General features: G+C 44.6%; 14 protein-coding genes. 10 read left to right on the forward strand and 4 right to left on the reverse strand.

The features are described 5' to 3' along the window. The 6 genes from MKY87_RS00240 (at nt 1) to MKY87_RS00265 (ending at nt 9,590) form a co-directional block, all read left to right on the forward strand. A complete protein-coding gene (locus MKY87_RS00240; RefSeq protein ID WP_340962438.1) occupies nt 1–1,713 on the forward strand; it encodes a sensor histidine kinase in 1,713 nt (570 codons plus the stop codon). Between the two features lie 121 nt (nt 1,714–1,834). Further along, nucleotides 1,835–3,496, forward strand: a complete 1,662-nt coding sequence (locus MKY87_RS00245) for an ABC transporter substrate-binding protein (RefSeq protein ID WP_340962439.1) — start codon at nt 1,835–1,837, stop codon at nt 3,494–3,496. Between the two features lie 42 nt (nt 3,497–3,538). Then, a complete protein-coding gene (locus MKY87_RS00250; protein WP_340962440.1) occupies nt 3,539–5,215 on the forward strand; it encodes an ABC transporter substrate-binding protein in 1,677 nt (558 codons plus the stop codon). Between the two features lie 137 nt (nt 5,216–5,352). Next, entirely contained in the window at nt 5,353–6,294 is a 942-nt protein-coding gene (locus MKY87_RS00255) for an ABC transporter permease (RefSeq protein ID WP_340967352.1), read from the forward strand. A gap of 15 nt (nt 6,295–6,309) precedes the next feature. Further along, nucleotides 6,310–7,230 carry a carbohydrate ABC transporter permease gene (locus MKY87_RS00260; RefSeq protein ID WP_192131601.1) on the forward strand — a complete coding sequence of 307 codons (921 nt, stop codon included), beginning with the start codon at nt 6,310–6,312 and terminating at the stop codon, nt 7,228–7,230. Between the two features lie 98 nt (nt 7,231–7,328). Next, nucleotides 7,329–9,590: a glycoside hydrolase family 3 N-terminal domain-containing protein gene (locus MKY87_RS00265; protein WP_340962442.1), complete on the forward strand. Its 2,262-nt coding sequence runs from the start codon at nt 7,329–7,331 to the stop codon at nt 9,588–9,590. Nucleotides 9,591–9,683: 93 nt separating this feature from the next. On the opposite strand, the gene MKY87_RS00270 is transcribed toward MKY87_RS00265, so the two are convergent. Beyond that, entirely contained in the window at nt 9,684–10,328 is a 645-nt protein-coding gene (locus tag MKY87_RS00270) for a TetR/AcrR family transcriptional regulator (RefSeq protein ID WP_340962443.1), read from the reverse strand. Beyond that, on the reverse strand, nt 10,321–11,523 hold the full coding sequence (locus MKY87_RS00275) for an MFS transporter (protein ID WP_036671164.1): 1,203 nt from the start codon (nt 11,521–11,523) through the stop codon (nt 10,321–10,323). The genes MKY87_RS00270 and MKY87_RS00275 overlap by 8 nt, the downstream gene beginning before the upstream one ends. A gap of 137 nt (nt 11,524–11,660) precedes the next feature. Here MKY87_RS00275 and MKY87_RS00280 point away from each other — a divergent pair, with 137 nt between their 5' ends. From MKY87_RS00280 to MKY87_RS00295, 4 genes are all read left to right on the forward strand, one after another. Beyond that, nucleotides 11,661–12,080, forward strand: a complete 420-nt coding sequence (locus MKY87_RS00280; RefSeq protein ID WP_340962445.1) for a DUF3237 domain-containing protein — start codon at nt 11,661–11,663, stop codon at nt 12,078–12,080. Between the two features lie 242 nt (nt 12,081–12,322). After that, nucleotides 12,323–13,903, forward strand: a complete 1,581-nt coding sequence (locus tag MKY87_RS00285) for a histidine-type phosphatase (protein ID WP_340962446.1) — start codon at nt 12,323–12,325, stop codon at nt 13,901–13,903. Between the two features lie 182 nt (nt 13,904–14,085). Continuing rightward, nucleotides 14,086–14,577, forward strand: coding sequence for an RNA polymerase sigma factor (locus MKY87_RS00290; RefSeq protein WP_036615805.1), 492 nt, complete (start codon nt 14,086–14,088; stop codon nt 14,575–14,577). Then, entirely contained in the window at nt 14,577–15,548 is a 972-nt protein-coding gene (locus tag MKY87_RS00295) for a hypothetical protein (RefSeq protein ID WP_340962447.1), read from the forward strand. The genes MKY87_RS00290 and MKY87_RS00295 overlap by 1 nt, the downstream gene beginning before the upstream one ends. Nucleotides 15,549–15,636: 88 nt before the next feature. Here the strand turns inward: MKY87_RS00295 and MKY87_RS00300 are convergent, their stop codons facing one another. Further along, a complete protein-coding gene (locus MKY87_RS00300; protein WP_340962448.1) occupies nt 15,637–16,203 on the reverse strand; it encodes a GNAT family N-acetyltransferase in 567 nt (188 codons plus the stop codon). A gap of 30 nt (nt 16,204–16,233) precedes the next feature. Continuing rightward, nucleotides 16,234–17,109 carry a LysR family transcriptional regulator gene (locus tag MKY87_RS00305; protein ID WP_340967353.1) on the reverse strand — a complete coding sequence of 292 codons (876 nt, stop codon included), beginning with the start codon at nt 17,107–17,109 and terminating at the stop codon, nt 16,234–16,236. Nucleotides 17,110–17,146 lie beyond the last annotated feature (37 nt).

Below are 17,146 nucleotides of genomic sequence, written 5' to 3' on the forward strand. Positions count from 1 at the left end.
ATGAAGCTTCGAGATAAGTTACTGCTCATGTATGTCTTATCTGTGTTTATTCCCATCGTTGTTACTAATGTGGTGTTCTACAATGTCACATCCGCCAATATTCGCAGTCAGAAAACTCGTGATGCCGGCATGGCCTTGAACAATCTGAAGAACGACCTGCGGGTAACCATTGATCAGGGTGTCGGCCTCTCTTATTCGTTATATACTGACCCTGTATTCAATGACACCATCTCCCGTTCATTTCAAAGTCATTTTGAGTACATTGACGCTTATAATTCCTATCTAAAAGGGCAATTCTCCGGTCAATTGAATCAGGGAATTCGCTGGTATCAAGTGTATACCGATAATTCTACCATTCTATCTTCCGGTTATATTGATCGTTTAACTGACGTGGTCCGAAGCTCTAACTGGTACGTTCAATTTCAGGCATACACCGCCCCTTATCCAGCACTGATCTCATCGGATCAGATGTTAAGTCTGGTTCAAAGGCTGGACAATCTGGACACAGGGGGGAGAGAGCAGTTACTTAAAATTGACCTGAATATGGATATGATCAAGCAGTATTTTCACAACAGCGGATTTGATGGAAAAGTGTATCTTCTTGATCCGGGAGGACACATCCAATTTTCAAATGATCCTACAGCAGAAGCTCAGATAGGGAAACGTTACAGCGAGATCCAGTTTCCGAACAAAATGATTCCCTTTGAACTTACGTATACAGGCATTAACTATCTGGAAGGGTGGTCCCTGCAAGGAGTGATGGATGAAGAAATTGTGTTGAAGGAGGTGCGAAAGTCCCGTTCCTTCGTCGTATGGCTGGCTTGCATTAATTTTGTCCTGCCTTCTATTATCATCGCGGCTATGTCCAGATCCATCCATGTCAGGCTGGTGCGTATTCTGAAACATATGAAAAAAGTAAAAACACAAAATTTCCAGACGATTCCGCCTGAAGATGCAAGAGATGAAATAGGTCAACTCACGATGGAATTTAATCGAATGACCGAGACGATCCATAACCTGATTCATGAGGTTTATCTCGCTGACATCCAAAAGAAAGACCTGGAGTTAAAGCAGCAGCAAGCGCAGCTTCATGCACTTCATAGTCAGATCAACCCTCATTTTTTGTTTAATACCCTTGAGTCGGTGCGTATGCGGAGCCTCATCAAAGGCGAGAAAGAGACTGCCAAAATCGTGCATAACATGGCCAAGATGTTTCGCAAGTCGATTAGTTGGAATCAGAATGATGTGACAGTACAAGAAGAATTGGAACTCATCGAGAGTTTTTTGCAAATTCAGAAATACCGCTTTGGAGAAAAACTCCAATATACCATTGAGGCAGATCCTGCGGTACTGATGTACCGAATCCCCAAGATGGTTATCCTCCCCTTTGTTGAGAATGCAAGTATTCATGGAATTGAGTCATCTCCGGGTGTAGGCATCATTCAACTCTTCGTTTCAATGGAAAATGACCAGCTCCATATCAGACTAACGGATAACGGTATAGGGATGTCACAAGCAAAATTGGAAGAGTTGTTAAGTTACCTGGATCAGAACACCGATATGGGAGAGCACGTTGGCATGAAAAATGCATATAGTCGCTTAAAACTTTGTTATAAGAATCACTTTTCATTCGACATCCAGACATGGGAAGGAGAAGGTACGCGTATCCAAATTAAGCTTCCACTTGATCCATCAGCCATGCCAGATGACTAATTACGAGGGATATACTTTTCAAAGTAGGAGGTACACTTTCATGGGTAACTTTGAAAGCGCTATCTTGATATATTGAGAAGGCTTAAAGACACAAACAATACTTTAAGGGGGCATTTGCTACATGTTTAGAAAAAAAAACATGATAACAGGTCTGGCCATTTTATTGGCTGTAACCCTGGCAGGTTGTAATAAAGCCAGCCCGGAAGCCTCTTATCCTGACAGTAATGACAACACCCCGGTCACCTTTAAATATTTTACGTTTGGCGGTGGCAAGAAGGACATTCTGGCAAGCAGCACGACCATTGGCAAGAAGCTACAGGAACAAACAGGTGTTGACTGGAAGATGGAATATCTGGTCGGCGACGGTGCAACCAAGGCAGGTGTAATGATTGCGAGTGGGGATTACCCCGACATCATCGACTCCAGTGGTGAAATGGCCAAGTTGATGGATGCAGGATCTTTTATCCCGCTGGATGAACTAATCGATCAATACGGGCCTAACATCAAACGAGTATACGGGCCATATATGGACAAATTCAGACAGGAAGATGGAAAGATATATTTCTTGCCATACACTGCCAACATTGGTTACGTGTCTGAGCCAAACTTCCAGACCGGCTTCTATATTCAGCGGGCTGTGCTAAAAGAGTTTAACTACCCCAAGATCAAAACGCTGGACGAATATTTTGACTTGATTGAGCAGTACAAGCAAAAGCATCCGCAGATCGATGGAAAAGAAACCATCGGCTTCGCCACACTTGCAGGTGAATCGGGCAGCTTCTTCACCCTGCTAAATCCGGCCATGCATCTGGCAGGTTATCCAAACGATGGTAGTGTGATGGTGGATATGCAGAGCCATGAAGCCAAACTGGTAGCCGGATCTGATTATCAGAAACAATGGATTCAGAAGCTGAGCGAGGTTAACGCACAGGGGATGTTTGATCCCGAATCCTTCACAATGAATCAGGATCAGTATCTCGCCAAGTTGACGTCCGGTCGGGTGCTGGGATATTTCAGTTACTCCTGGCAGGTTGGAGACGCAACGAACAACCTCAAGAAGGCTGGTATTGATGATAAACGTTATGTATCTCTACCGATCGTATTTGATGACAACATCAAAGACCAGTATGTGGACCCGCCAGGCTTTGTGAACAACTATGGTGTCGGAATTACCGTAAATGCCAAAGATCCCGTGCGAATTATTAAATATTTTGATAATTTGCTCAAGGAAGAAAACCAGATTCTGGTTCAATGGGGTGTTGAGAACGAGACGTATAGTGTGAATGATGAGGGCCGCTTTTACTTTGAAAATGATGACCAACGCAAGGCACATGAAGATCCGGAATTAAGTCGTAAGTTCGGCTTTGACTATTTTAATTACAGCTGGCCGCGTTACGGGAATAACTCCGTACTGGAGGATGGCAACGCCTATGGACCAGGCAATCAACCAGAGGTGGCTACCTTTAGTTATACGGATGGTGACAAGCTGTTGTTAGAGAAATATGGTGTGGAGACATTCACACAACTATTCAGCACACCGGATGAGCGTCCTTGGTCTCCTGCTTGGTCCATTGCATTAGAGCAGGGCTCTCCTGAACAGATTTTTATCACCAAGGCAGAAGACCTCCAGAAGAAATATTTACCCAAAATGATTATGGATTCGCCTTCCACTTTCGAGAACACATGGAATGAATATATGAGTCAATTGAATCAACTGGATAAGAAAACATACGAAGCTACGATAACACAGGCAGTTAAGGATCGTGTAGCTGGCAAATGGTGAGTGTAATCCATTAGAGAAAACACGGAACGGGGGAATATTCACATGTTAAAACCAAAATTTAGAACAGCGGGTTTAGCTGTATTACTAACAGCTTTGCTGGCTGGGTGCAGTCAGAACAGTTCGTCATCAGCGCCTTCAACCACAGGTGATGATGAGAACAGTCCAGTCACGTTTTCGTATTACATGTTCTCTCCAGGCAAGAAGGATGTTCTGGCAAGCGAAACAACCATCGGTAAAGCGTTGCAAGAGCAGACGGGTGTGGACTGGAAGATGGAATATCTGGTAGGTGATAGTGCTACAAAAGCCGGTGTCATGATTGCCAGTGGAGACTATCCTGATGTCATTAGCTCCAGTGGTGAGATGTCCAAGTTACTGGATGCCGGTGCCTATATTCCGCTGGATGATCTGATTGAGGAATACGGCCCTAATATCAAAAGGGTGTATGGACCATATTTCGATAAAATGAAAAATGCCGAAGACGGAAAAATCTATGCGCTGCCTTATACGGCTAATCAGGGTGAGTATTCAGGTAGTCCCAATGTGGGCGGGGGAGCTTTCTGGATTCAACGATCTGTGCTCAAAGAGTTTGATTATCCCAAGATCACTACACTGGATGAATATTTTGATCTGATTCAGGATTACAAGGAAAAACATCCAACTGTCGACGGTGCAGACACAATCGGATTTGTGTCACTTGCGGGCGTGGCCAATAACTTCTTCACTTTGCAAAATCCAGCGATGCATCTCGCCGGTTATCCGAACGATGGCAGTGTTATGGTGGACATGACTACCCATGAAGCAAAAGTCGTCGCCGGAACAGATGCTCAGAAAAAATGGATTCAGAAGTTAAATGAGATCAATGCTCAAGGCATGCTTGATCCGGAATCCTTCACGATGAACAAAGATCAGTATTTGGCCAAGCTGACTTCGGGACGTGTGCTGGGATACTTCAATTATGGCTGGCAAATTGGAGACGCGTCGAAAAACCTGCTCTCGGCAGGCATTGATGAGAAGCGCTACGCTCCACTTCCGATTGTGTTTGATGAAGGAATCAAGGATCAGTATGTGGATCCTCCCGGCTTTGTCAACAACTATGCAACAGGTATCTCGGTGAATGCCAAAGACCCTGTTCGTATCATCAAATATTTTGATAATTTGCTGAAGGAAGAGAATCAGGTTCTGGTGCAATGGGGAATCAAGGACGAAACGTACAGTGTGGATGAAAAGGGCCGATTCTATTATGCAAATGAAGATCAACGCAAGGCTCATGATGATCTGGAGCTCAGCCGTAAATTCGGGTTCACCTACTTTGGGACAGACTGGCCGAAATATGGCGGTGAATCTACACTAACCGATGGTAACGCTTATAGCCCTGGCAACCAGCCGGAAGTGGCCGCTGCATCTTACACCGAGGGAGACAAGAAATTCCTTGAAGCCTACGGTATCCAAACCTTTAGTGAATTATTTAATAAACCGGAAGAGCGGCCATGGTTCCCCGCATGGTCCATCGCATTGGAGCAAGGATCACCTGAACAGATCTTCACTACCAAATCGGATGATCTGCAACGTAAATACTTACCGGAAATGATCTTGGGAGCACCATCGAATTTTGATAAGCTGTGGGATGCCTACATGGCTGAATTGAACAAATTGGACAAAGCTGGTTATGAAGCGACCATTACCAAAGTTGTGAAGGATCGTGTAGCAGGAAAATGGTAATACAAACACTTTAAAACAAACTGTTACATGCGTAGGAGAAGATGACAGAGCATAAACTCCGGCTTCTCCTCGCATGATTAACAGCATAGGAAAGGAGCAGGTTCACCGTGGAGAAACCAAATGTCTCCCTTAACTCGATGCCTCCAGCCTCGAGTCCGAAGGGAACCAGAGCACACTCCTTCTTTAAGCGACTTGTGCAGCAACGAACACTTGCCTGGATGTGTATTCCTTTTGTCATCTGGGCGTTTATCTTCAAGTACCTGCCGTTATGGGGATGGACCATGGCTTTTCAGAATTTCAAACCGGCGAGGTCCTTCTCGGATCAGCAGTGGGTAGGCTGGCAACATTTTAGTACGTTATTTGAAGATAGTACCTTCTACCGGGTGCTGCGAAATACGCTTGTTATGAGTTCCATTAAACTGGTGTTGGGATTTGTGACAGCAATTACACTGGCCCTTTTATTAAATGAGCTGAAAAATGTCATATTTAAACGCTTTGTGCAAACTGTCAGTTATCTGCCTCACTTTATTTCCTGGGTTGTTGCTTCCAGCATTGTATTAACAGTCCTGTCACCAGACGGAATCATTAATCTGCTGCTGATGAAGCTTCACCTGATTGACAGCCCGGTGTTATGGATGGGGAAAGGAGAGTACTTCTGGGGGATTCTGGGGGCAACTGAGGTCTGGAAAGATGTCGGTTGGAACACCATTATCTATCTGGCAGCAATTACGGCGATTGATCCGGCGCAATATGAGGCTGCCGAGATTGATGGAGCCAGTCGCTTCAAACGGATGTTATATATCACGCTGCCTGGCTTGAAGCCGGTTATTGTGATCTTGTTGATCATGAACATGGGAAGTATTCTGGAATCCGGATTCGAACCACAATATCTGCTGGGTAACGGGATGAATATGGACTATTCGGAGAATCTGGACATCTTTGTACTGAAATATGGATTAGGGATGGGGAACTTTTCCTTAGGTACAGCAGCAGGCATATTCAAAACTGTGGTCAGCTTTATCTTCCTTTTCTCCGCGAACTATATAGCGAAAAAAATGGGAGAGAGCAGACTATTCTAAAAGGAGGCCTATGCCATGCGAAAAGGAAACACATCCCGCTTGCGGAATAGCAGCACCGGGGATCGAGCGTTTGATACCATTAACATTATCTTCATGGTATGTCTGATGATTGTGACAATCTATCCCTTTGTTAATATGATTGCCGTATCCTTCAATAATGCAAATGATGCCATTCGGGGTGGAATATATCTATGGCCTCGTGTATGGACACTGGACAACTACAAATACATTTTTGGCGAATCCGATATCTATCACGCAACTCTGATCTCGGCCCTGCGAACGGTCATTGGAACCGTGGTGTCCGTCTTCTGTACAGCCATGCTTGCGTATACGGTTAGTCGTCAGGAATTTGTGCTTCGCAAGTTTGTTACGATGTTTTTTGTATTCACGATGTACTTCAGCGGGGGGTTGATCCCCGGTTATCTGCTGATTCGAGACCTTGGATTGATCGGTTCCTTCTGGGTATATATCATTCCGGGTGTAATTGGAGTCTTCAATATGATTGTCATCCGTTCTTTTATTGAAGGTCTTCCTGAAGGCATTCTGGAGTCAGCCCGTATTGACGGGGCAGGGGAGTTCACGACATTTATCCGCGTTGTCCTGCCGCTAACGATTCCCGCAATGGCAACCGTATCACTCTTTGTAGCTGTGGGACAATGGAACTCCTGGTTCGATGTATTCCTGTACAATTCTTCAAATAAAGAATTAAGCACGTTGCAATACGAATTGATGAAGATTCTGCAAACTTCAACGACCTCAGCGACTTCATCAGCAAGTGATGCTTATCAATCTGCCGAAAGTAATGCAACAGCGGTCACACCAACCTCGATTCGAGCGACCATGACCATTATTGCAAGTGTTCCTATTCTGATGGTGTATCCGTTCTTACAGAAATACTTTGTTCAGGGCATGACGATTGGTGGCGTGAAGGGATAGTCATGACTTGCATACAACTTCATTGAATTAATGAAAACGCAACAAACTATACCGTAGTAGCGTCTATTCATCCATAGAATACAACAGGAGTGAAACAAATGCATGTAAAATGGATGACGATGATTGGTGCCGTTGTCGGCTCTATGCTTATAGGGGTGGGGACGGCAGCTGCGGAAGAAACGTTTGTTGATCTCAAACATTCAAAGTGGGCAGAAGATGGCATGACGTATATGGCGAAACGGGGAACAGTAGCCGGATATGGCAATGGCATTTTCAAGCCTAAGGCACTTGTGACAAGGGCACAAGCCGTCACTTTTATGGTGCGCGAGCTTTATCCAGATCAGCTTCAAAGAGCAGTGGAAGGCACAACTTATTCAGATGTTCCTGCTACACACCCTTTCCATCGAGAAATCATGATAGCTGCTAAAAATGGACTTGCGAGCGGTTTTCCTAACGGAACTTTCCGTCCGGACGCACCGCTTAGCCGCGCAGAGACTGCGGCCTTCCTTACACGGGCATATGCACTCGCGGAAGGTAAGAACCCCGCAAAATGGACAGATACGAACATGCATTGGGCAGCAGCCCCGATTCTTATTATGAGTTCAAACGGCTTGGTCGGCGGTTATTCGGATGCCACTTTCCGTCCGAATCAAGCTGTCACGCGCGCTGAATATGCCGTATTTATGGCGAGAGTAATTCGCTTCGAACGTGAAGCGGCCATTCGGACACAAGATTGGGACAAGCTGATATCCTATATGACGGTAAGTGAGCAAGTTGGTCAGATGCTTATGCCCGACATTAGGCAATGGAATAATAAAGCGACAACGACCGTTAATGAGGGGCTGAAGCGCACGATCCATGATCAGGACTTGGGCGGACTCATTCTATTTGACAAAAATATTGCAGACGTGACGCAGCTTACAACGTTCACACATGATATACAAAGAGAAGCAGGTGACATTCCTCTATTTCTTAGCATCGACCAAGAAGGAGGCGTTATTAAGCGAATACCAGGCGGTACGAACCTGCCAGGTCAAATGGCGCTTGGCGCAACTGGAGATGCAACACTAGCCGAAGCAGCCGGTCAGCTGACTGGGGAGGAACTGAAGGCATTGGGAATACAGATTAATTTTGCGCCAGTGCTGGACATCAACAGCAATCCAGATAACCCCATCATTGGTATACGGTCGTTTAGCTCGGATGCGGATTTGGTGACACGGCTTGGTCTGGCAACGATAAAAGGGCTACAGCAATCAGGGGTCATGGCGGCAGTGAAGCATTTTCCGGGACATGGAGATACAACGGTAGATTCCCATCTTGGTATGCCTGTGCTTGCCCATAACCGAGAACGGCTTGATGCGGTCGAATTAAAACCGTTTCGGGCTGCAATCAAAAATGGTGTAGAGATGATTATGACCGCACATATTGCTTTTCCTGCCATAGACAACGAACATGTCACTTCGCTCAAAGACGGTGAAAGTGTACCGATTCCTGCCACCTTATCGAAAAAGGTACTGACAGGGCTTCTTCGCGGAGAGCTGGGATATGAAGGACTCATCGTGTCGGATGCCTTTACCATGAATGCAATTGCGGAGCATTTTGGGGAGAATCAATCGGTGGAACGCGCCGTTTCCGCAGGTGTTGATATCATCCTTATGCCAAAAGATTCAGTAACGGCCCATCAAACACTGGTGAACGCAGTGAACAATGGAACGATCAAGGATGAAACCATACATGCATCCGTGAAACGAATCTTGGAGATGAAAGCGAAATATGGTTTATTTGAACACAGCCAAACTCTTACGCAAAAGCTAACTCAGCTTAACGGTATTATTGGATCAAAGGAGCATCGAGCGGTGGAGCAGAACATCGCAGAGCGAGCGGTCACCGTACTCAGCAGCCGCGAAGGTGTGCTTCCTGATCCAATTCAGCAAGGCGACCGGGTAGTTATTGTCGCAGCCGAGCAGGAACAGGCGAAACAGCTTCAGAAGCAACTGTTGCAAGCCGCTAATAACCTGTCATTAAAGACTGAAATATCGATTATTGGACAAGACAAAATGAATGAAACACTTCAAGCGATTGGCAAGGCGAATTATGTCATTCTTGCTTCTTACCAATTCCGCAACTTGGCCAGCCAGTTCGGTTGGAGTGATTATCAAACCTTGATTAATGCGATGAACAAGAGTAATCAGCGATACACGCTATTGTCACTGGGTAACCCATACGAGATGATCTATTTGCAGAACGTGCGCTCAGGGATTGCTGTATATGGGAAGCAGGAACCAAATACGTCTGCCGGGATCAAAGTATTGCTTGGTCAACTGAAAGCTGTAGGACAGTTGCCCGTACTAACGGATTAACGCTTAATTAATGAAGCAAAAAAAACGGATTCCAGCATACGGAATCCGTTTTTTATTTCAAACTTTTGTTTCACCGATCCATCTACCATACCATCAATCGGGTATTTCCTCGCTACAAACAAAATGAAGCAGCATCTTCACAAATTGCTCCGTCATCCGCATATCCAATGAATTATCCTGAGCAGCACGAATAGTTACCATGCGTTGGAGCATGCCCATCATCGTTGTGAAGATAAACTGAGCCAGTTCCAACGGAGGGGATGGATTCTTAATACTCCCGTCAACAACGCCTTGGGATAAAGCGTCCATCAGGAAATGTTTTTCTTTCCCGTTCTGGTTGAACTTATCATACTCTTCTCTTAATTCAGGACTAAAATCATACATCTCATAGTTGATATCAAATAATTGAATAAACCGGATGTAGTCTGGATGATTCTCGGCATAAACAACCCATGCATTCAACATAAACGTGAGTTGTTCTCGTCCATTCAAGTCCTTCGTTGATGCACGGCTAATCTCATCCGTTAAGTGTTCGATCAGTTGCATCTGAATGGCTAGAAGAAGCTCATCCATAGACTGAAAATGTTTATAAAAGGTCACTCTACTAAGTTCAGCTTTCGTACATACGTCCTTAATCTTCACCTGGAGCAATCCATATTTCAAAAAAAGCTCTTTACCTGCTGCAATCAAATCATCACGATGTTTATTTCCCAATTGTTGGTGCCAGTTTTCATTCACTTGTATACAATTGTCCTTTCTTCGAACGAAATGCGTTCAAGGTCAGTCCGAGAGAAGCGAGTAGCATAATTGCACCAAAAATATACGGGAAGTTTATGTTTTTGTCAAACAATAGTCCTGCGATCAGCGGGCCAATCACCGTTCCGAGACTGGAAAATGTAGTATTCAGACCGGATGCATAACCTTGCCGATCTCCTGCATTTTTGGATATTAGCGTGCTGACCGAAGGCCGCAAAAACGAATTAAAGGCAAAGAATAAGGCAGAAGCGAACAGCAGAAAGACTAGGTTGACCTTAATTAACATTAACAATAAAGCTATGGGTGTGATTATTAAAGATAGACGGATCAACTTAACTTCACCGATTCTCTGTACGAACCAATCCAAAAGCCAGATCTGCACAACGATACCGATAATCGCGCCCAAGGTAATAATGATGGAGATTGTCGCAGCGTCGAATCCGTATTTTTGCTCTGCAAAAAGAGCAAATACCGTCTCATAACTCATGAGGCCAAAGGTCATGACAAGCAACACAATCAAGTATTTAAAATAGGGGACTTTAAATGAACTCCAGATTTTCTTGCCCAGGTGATCTCCTTTTTGAAGACGGATGGAGACCGTTCTTTTCTCGGGGGGAAGTGTCTCAGGCAATAGCAGCGTCATCAGGGCCGCAATCAGTCCCAGCCCCGCTGCGAAGAAATAGGGCATGCGAATGCCCATCTCGGCGATGAGACCGCCCAGACCAGGTCCCAGAACCATCCCCAAGTTCATAGCTGCGCCGAAATAGCCCATGCCTTTTGCACGTGTCTCTGGCGTTGTAATATCGGCGACATATGCGAGGTTGGCAGGAACCATTAAACCAAGACTGATTCCACCGATAAATCGTGCGACATAGAGGAACGGCAATGACGTCGACAACGCAAATATGATATCTGAAATGACAGACAGAAACATACCGGCGATGATCAACTTTTTGCGTCCAAATCGATCAGACAGTTGTCCCCCGAGAGGTGAAAAGAAGAATTGAGCGGCACCAAAGGCTGCAACTAAAAATCCTGCTACTGTGCCTCCCGCATGAAAAAGCTTCAAATACTCCGGCAATATGGGGATGAGCATCCCTTGCCCCAATAAAGCGATAAACAGATTTAACATCAGAATGAACAGTGGAAAGCGAACTGATTTTGGTAATGTACTCATGTACGTCATTAACCCCTTCATTTACAACTTGTTAACCTTTACATTGTGTAAACTATTTTAAATGATTTAAAGGAAATATGTAAATCTTTTTTTTAGTGAGTAGAGTTATAATTGAATCCATATGGAGGTGGGAACACGTGAAATTAGAGGAATTGTTTACGGTACATGTCAACATTGAGAAATCTTTTGATTTGCAGAATAGCGAAGATGATTCGGTTGTCATGATTACTTTTACAGGCAGCGTAACCGGAAAGTACTTTGAAGGAATCGTGCTGGGTGGAGGAGTGGATACGCAGATTATCGGGAAGAATGGTGGTCCGCATACTCTATCGGCAAGATACATGCTCCAAGGGACAGACAACACAGGTCATTCCTGCAAAATTTATATCGAAAATAACGGAAATATCGACAAAACGCTGAAAACTGCTTTATTTCGTACTTCCCCCAAAATGATTACGGATAGCAAGGCTTTATCTTTTTTGAACAGTGAAACGTTTGTTGGAGAAGGTCATCCGACGGAGTCAGGGATAGATATAAAAATATATAGGGAGCTATGATAATGCGAGACATGTGATAACTATTTTGTTCATGTGTCTCGGAGCAAGATAGCCTGTTATGCAGATCAAGAGTCGCTAAGGAGCGGCTCTTTTTCGTCGTTATACGATTATACGTCAATACTTATATGTACTCTTTTACAATGAATTAACATAGGATGGATACGGCGCAGACACTTCTCACCTATAGTATGATGAGCGAAAATAAACCCATATCAGGCGGAATAAGGAGAAAACTATTCATTATGATGATCAAAAAAATCGGGATTTCAGTAGCATCACTCGCCATCTTAACGTCTGTAAGTGTGTTTGACGTCTATGGTGCAGGCTCCAAACGCATGATCGAAGTTTCTGAACAATCGGCTAATGTGGTTGTGAACGGTCAAAGGGTGGAAGGCGAATCATTTCTCTACAATGGGGTCACTTATGTACCTGCAAGAGCGATTGGGGAAGCCTTGGGGCAAGAGGTAGACTGGGATAACAACACCCAATCGGTATTTGTTGGACAAAAAGTGAACGATCAGCAGGGGTACCGCGGTACCAAAACACCATATCCTTTTAAGGAAACAAGTTATACAAAAGCTCCTATTGGATATGAACCCATATTTATTAACTACATAGGGAGACATGGTTCCAGACATCTATCCAGTTCCAAGTACGACAAGACGTTATTTGAACTGCTCGACATCGCTGAAAAGGAAGGGCAGATCACTAATCTGGGCAAAGAGCTGAAGAAGGAAATTGGCAATCTGATGAAGGTTGAAAAAGATCATTATGGATTGTTATCCACTACGGGTGGAGAAGAACTGAAAGGAATAGGGGCCAGGGTTGGGCAGAATTTCAAAGAACTATTTACATCGGATAAAAAAGTGATTGCACAAGCAACCTTCAAAGATCGAACGCCGCAGAGCAGAGATCAGTTTATTGACGGGTTAAAGGAAAGCTTGGGAGATAACAAAGTAGACATTCAGGTTTCAGCCTTTGAAGAAGGGAAAGACCCCTATCTACGTCCCTACGACTTGGCTACAAAGTATAACGAGTATGTAGAAGATGGAGACTGGGTTAAGTTATACGAAGATTATGTCACACAGAGCACTGGAACGCGTTATGCAAAAGAGGTCCTTCTGCAATTTTTCTCTGAAGACTTCTATCAACGGCTGAATTCTGGAGAGTTTGAATTGAAGGATGAGAAAGGAAAAGTGAAGCTCAGCAACCCAACCGAGGCTGCTTCTAATCTATATGAACTCTACATCATTTCTTCGAATATTAAAGGAGAAGGTGACTTCGAATTCGGGCGGTATTTTACGACCAATCAGTTGAAATGGTACGAGAGTATTGACAATATCAATGACTTTTATGAAAAAGGTCCATCTTTAACGTCAACGGATCTGCCGCAAAATATCATTGCACCTCTGGTCAAAGAGTTGATCGTGTCTACCGACCAGTCCATTCAGAAGAAAGACACGGCTGGTGTATTTCGTTTTGCTCATGCAGAAACCATTATTCCACTATCTTCATTCCTGGATATTGCCGGAGCTAATGTGAGTATCGACAAACCGCGGGACGTAACTCAAAACTGGAATGGCTCGGTTATCTCACCGATGGGAGCAAATATCCAATGGATTCTGTATTCCAATGGTAAGGATGTTCTCGTGAAAATGCTTAGAAATGAAGAAGAGATCGCCTTCCCGATTGAAACAAAGACCTATCCATACTATAAGTGGGAAGATGTAAAAGCATATTACCAAAACAAACTGCAGAAGGTAGGCGTAAGCTTGGACAGCAGTTTGGAAGACAACATTGAGCTATTACAGAAGAATTTCTAATTGGTTGAACGATATACATTTTATATGAAAATAAAGACGAAGATGAAGAAAGCAACTCCTAAACGGGGTTGCTTTCTTTTTTATTTGGAACGAAAAGAATGAACGCAAAAAAATCCTAAAACAAAATGTGACCAAATGCCGTCCGTAAGAGTGTTAGAGGTATAAAGGAGGGCATAACAACCATGCAGCGATCAGTGCCCCAGCTGGGCGATCATGTGATGAAAGTCTATGAGACATACGCGGATACGCTGTTCCGGATTGCCATGGTGCACCTCGGCAGACGAGAAGACGCGGAGGAAGCCACTCAGGATACCTTCATCAAACTAATAGAAAAAGCCCCTACGTTCAACGATGCGGAGCATCAAAAAGCATGGTTGATTCGGGTCATCACCAATCATTGCAAATCCTTATTAGGCAGAGGCTGGCGCAAACGGGAGGTCAAGCTGGAGGGAGTCGATCCTCTTACAACAGACAACCCTGAAGATCACGCGCTGATCGAACTTGTGCTGTCACTGCCCGTCAAGTATAGATCGGTGGTTCATCTGTATTATTACGAAGATTATCCGATCCGAGAAATCAGCGAAATCCTGGAGATTAGCGAATCAGCAGTGAAAATGAGATTAAAACGAGGAAGACAGCTGTTAAAACTGGAGCTGGAAGGAGAGGAACTGTAATGAACGAAGAACAATTCAAACAAAACTACAAGAAAGCGGTGGATCACATGAAAACAAACGAGCAAATGAAAAAACGGGTAGAGCAATCCTTAAACACGCAACATCAGGGACCAAAACGTCAACGTAAACCACTATACATTGCAGCAAGTGTTGTTATCGCTGCCAGCATTGGATTGGCTGCGCCAAGTGTATGGCAAAAATTCAATGGACCAGCCGCACCAACTCCTCAGGTGGCAGAGGTGACTCCAGGCGCGTCATTTGAGCCGATTGTGATTCCGAAGATGGAGTTGCCGGATTCACAGGGCAAAGGCGCGATGGCTGATATGATGCAACTAGTTGTATATGGAGGAAGCGTATATACACAGTCCCCAACATTGCTTGAAGGCGCAAATGCACTCAACCTGCGTGGTGAGAAGCTTGGCACTACAACAGGTGGCATCAATGAACTGAGCGGCCAGGAAAAATATACGGAGCTTGCTTCCAACATTGGCGAAGCAGACATCTATGCGGTCAATGGCTACGACAAGGACTTCCGCATCATGTCCTACACCGAGATCGATGGTCAGGTGTATGCTCAGTTATTCGACAAGAACAACGGGATCACCATTGGGACTGGTACCGACCTGATCGGCAAGCTTCATCTCGAAGGCAACATCGCCTCGGCGCAATGGGAGACGTTTAATAGCTGGAATAATGGATTACAGCAGCTTCAACCGTTAGCAGTGGATGAAGCACTGGACAGCTTTATCTCATCGCTAAATGCTGCCAAACCGATCGCAACGAGCCCGGAGTTGGAAGAGAACCTCTACGGCAAGGAGGATCGCAAGATCATCTATCTCACGCTGGAAGACAAAACGCAGGTCCCACTAGTTCTATTCGGTGAAGGTCTGGTGCGTTACGGTAATGTTCCGGTATTCCTGGAAGTGGAGAAAGGTGCGTTCCAATCATTCTGGAATAGCTTGAGCGAGTAAGGCGAAGGAATCGAAACGGATGTATGAAGAAGAGCGAACAGCGCACGAAAGTGCTTTGTTCGCTCTTTTGATTATCGGTGAGAGTAGATTAATTGAAATTTTTGTAATAAACCAAATGATCGGTCCACTCATCATTTTCATGTATGAAACCTTTACGTGCACATTCAAATTCCATACCCACGCTTTCAGCTAACTTTACTGAAGGGGTATTATCCAAATTGATATGGGCTTCTATGCGGTGGAACTTCAGATGTTCGAATGCAATATGAAGTGCTTCATTCACTGCTTCTTTCCCATAACCTTTTCGCCAATACTGATTATGGATCGTGTATCCGAAGCTTCCCCATTGAAAATCATCTCTTGCCAAGGTCGCAATATCAATCATACCCAGATGTGTACCATCATGCTTTCTAAACACACCAAATACATAAACGGCATCAGTACGCGCTAACTCCTGGTGTCGATCTACGAGATCATGAAACCAATCCAGTGTACATTCACTCATATCCATTTTCCCTTTATCATGGCGGTGTTGGGAGGGCAAGCGGTTTTCAAACTCATTGAACCAATTTTCATAGTCGTCTTTCTGTAATGGTCGGATGACTAGCCGTTCTGTCTCTGAAATATGATCAAATTTTTCTGCTTTTAATATCACAATGACAACTCCTCTGGATTGAATTTATGCTCATGGCATAGCACTGAAATAGTCCATAACCACGCTGCGAAACTCTAAAGCGGCTTTGGAAATATACCTGTTTTTGTGCGAAAGTAGAGCGATTTCCCGAACGAGTTGATGTTCCTCTACCTGAAGATATCTAATACGCTCATGCGGGTTTCTGGCTGTGCTAGGTATAAACGCGAGACCGATCTCCGCTTCAACAAGGGCTGTTAATCTTGCAGGCTCATCACCTTCATACACATACTTCGGTACAAAACCAGCGGATTGACATACGGAATCTACCATATCACGAACCCCATACCCTTGCTTCACCCCAACAAACCACTCGTCCTTAAGCTCAGTTAATTGAATGCTGCTTCGGTCTGCATATCGATGACCCATAGGAACAGCGACTACAATCGGATCGTCATATAGTATCTGACATTCGATATCGTCACCTTCAATCGGAGGGGAGGAGAGACAAAAGTCCACCTCGCCTCGATGTAGAAGTCTGGACATGTTTTCTAACGAAACCATTTGCACATGGAACTGAATATCCGGCTTGTTTTTTCGGAATTCCCGCAGTATGCCTGGCAATGTGCTTGCCGTAGTCACCGCCAATTGCAGTGTACCCTGATCCGGGTTGGAGAGGTCAGCGATTTCCCGCTTTCCTTGTTCCAATTCAAATAAGGCTTTTTCAGTTCGTTGAAGAAATGTTCTTCCAAAGTCGTTTAGTCGCAGCTTTCTCCCGATTCGATCAAATAAAGGGACTCCAAGGTCGTCCTCTAATCGTTGTATCGTTTTGCTCAGGGAGGATTGCGTGACATGAAGCTTTCCCGCAGCTTCCGTAACATGTTCGCATCGGGCCACCGTCAGGAAATATTTTAGTTGAAGAAGTTCCATTTGCACCATTCCTTCATTCCTTCTAGTTCATCAAATC

The organism is Paenibacillus sp. FSL R7-0198, assembly GCF_038000415.1.
GTDB lineage: Bacteria > Bacillota > Bacilli > Paenibacillales > Paenibacillaceae > Paenibacillus.

What these genes read in the sequence shown, in the direction of transcription:
- MKY87_RS00240 (WP_340962438.1), top strand. Translation starts at nt 1, where the DNA reads ATGAAGCTTCGAGATAAGTTACTGCTCATGTATGTCTTATCTGTGTTT.
- MKY87_RS00245 (WP_340962439.1), top strand. Translation starts at nt 1,835, where the DNA reads ATGTTTAGAAAAAAAAACATGATAACAGGTCTGGCCATTTTATTGGCT.
- MKY87_RS00250 (WP_340962440.1), top strand. Translation starts at nt 3,539, where the DNA reads ATGTTAAAACCAAAATTTAGAACAGCGGGTTTAGCTGTATTACTAACA.
- MKY87_RS00255 (WP_340967352.1), top strand. Translation starts at nt 5,353, where the DNA reads ATGCCTCCAGCCTCGAGTCCGAAGGGAACCAGAGCACACTCCTTCTTT.
- MKY87_RS00260 (WP_192131601.1), top strand. Translation starts at nt 6,310, where the DNA reads ATGCGAAAAGGAAACACATCCCGCTTGCGGAATAGCAGCACCGGGGAT.
- MKY87_RS00265 (WP_340962442.1), top strand. Translation starts at nt 7,329, where the DNA reads ATGCATGTAAAATGGATGACGATGATTGGTGCCGTTGTCGGCTCTATG.
- MKY87_RS00275 (WP_036671164.1), bottom strand. Translation starts at nt 11,523, where the DNA reads ATGAGTACATTACCAAAATCAGTTCGCTTTCCACTGTTCATTCTGATG.
- MKY87_RS00285 (WP_340962446.1), top strand. Translation starts at nt 12,323, where the DNA reads ATGATGATCAAAAAAATCGGGATTTCAGTAGCATCACTCGCCATCTTA.
- MKY87_RS00290 (WP_036615805.1), top strand. Translation starts at nt 14,086, where the DNA reads ATGCAGCGATCAGTGCCCCAGCTGGGCGATCATGTGATGAAAGTCTAT.
- MKY87_RS00295 (WP_340962447.1), top strand. Translation starts at nt 14,577, where the DNA reads ATGAACGAAGAACAATTCAAACAAAACTACAAGAAAGCGGTGGATCAC.
- MKY87_RS00305 (WP_340967353.1), bottom strand. Translation starts at nt 17,109, where the DNA reads ATGGAACTTCTTCAACTAAAATATTTCCTGACGGTGGCCCGATGCGAA.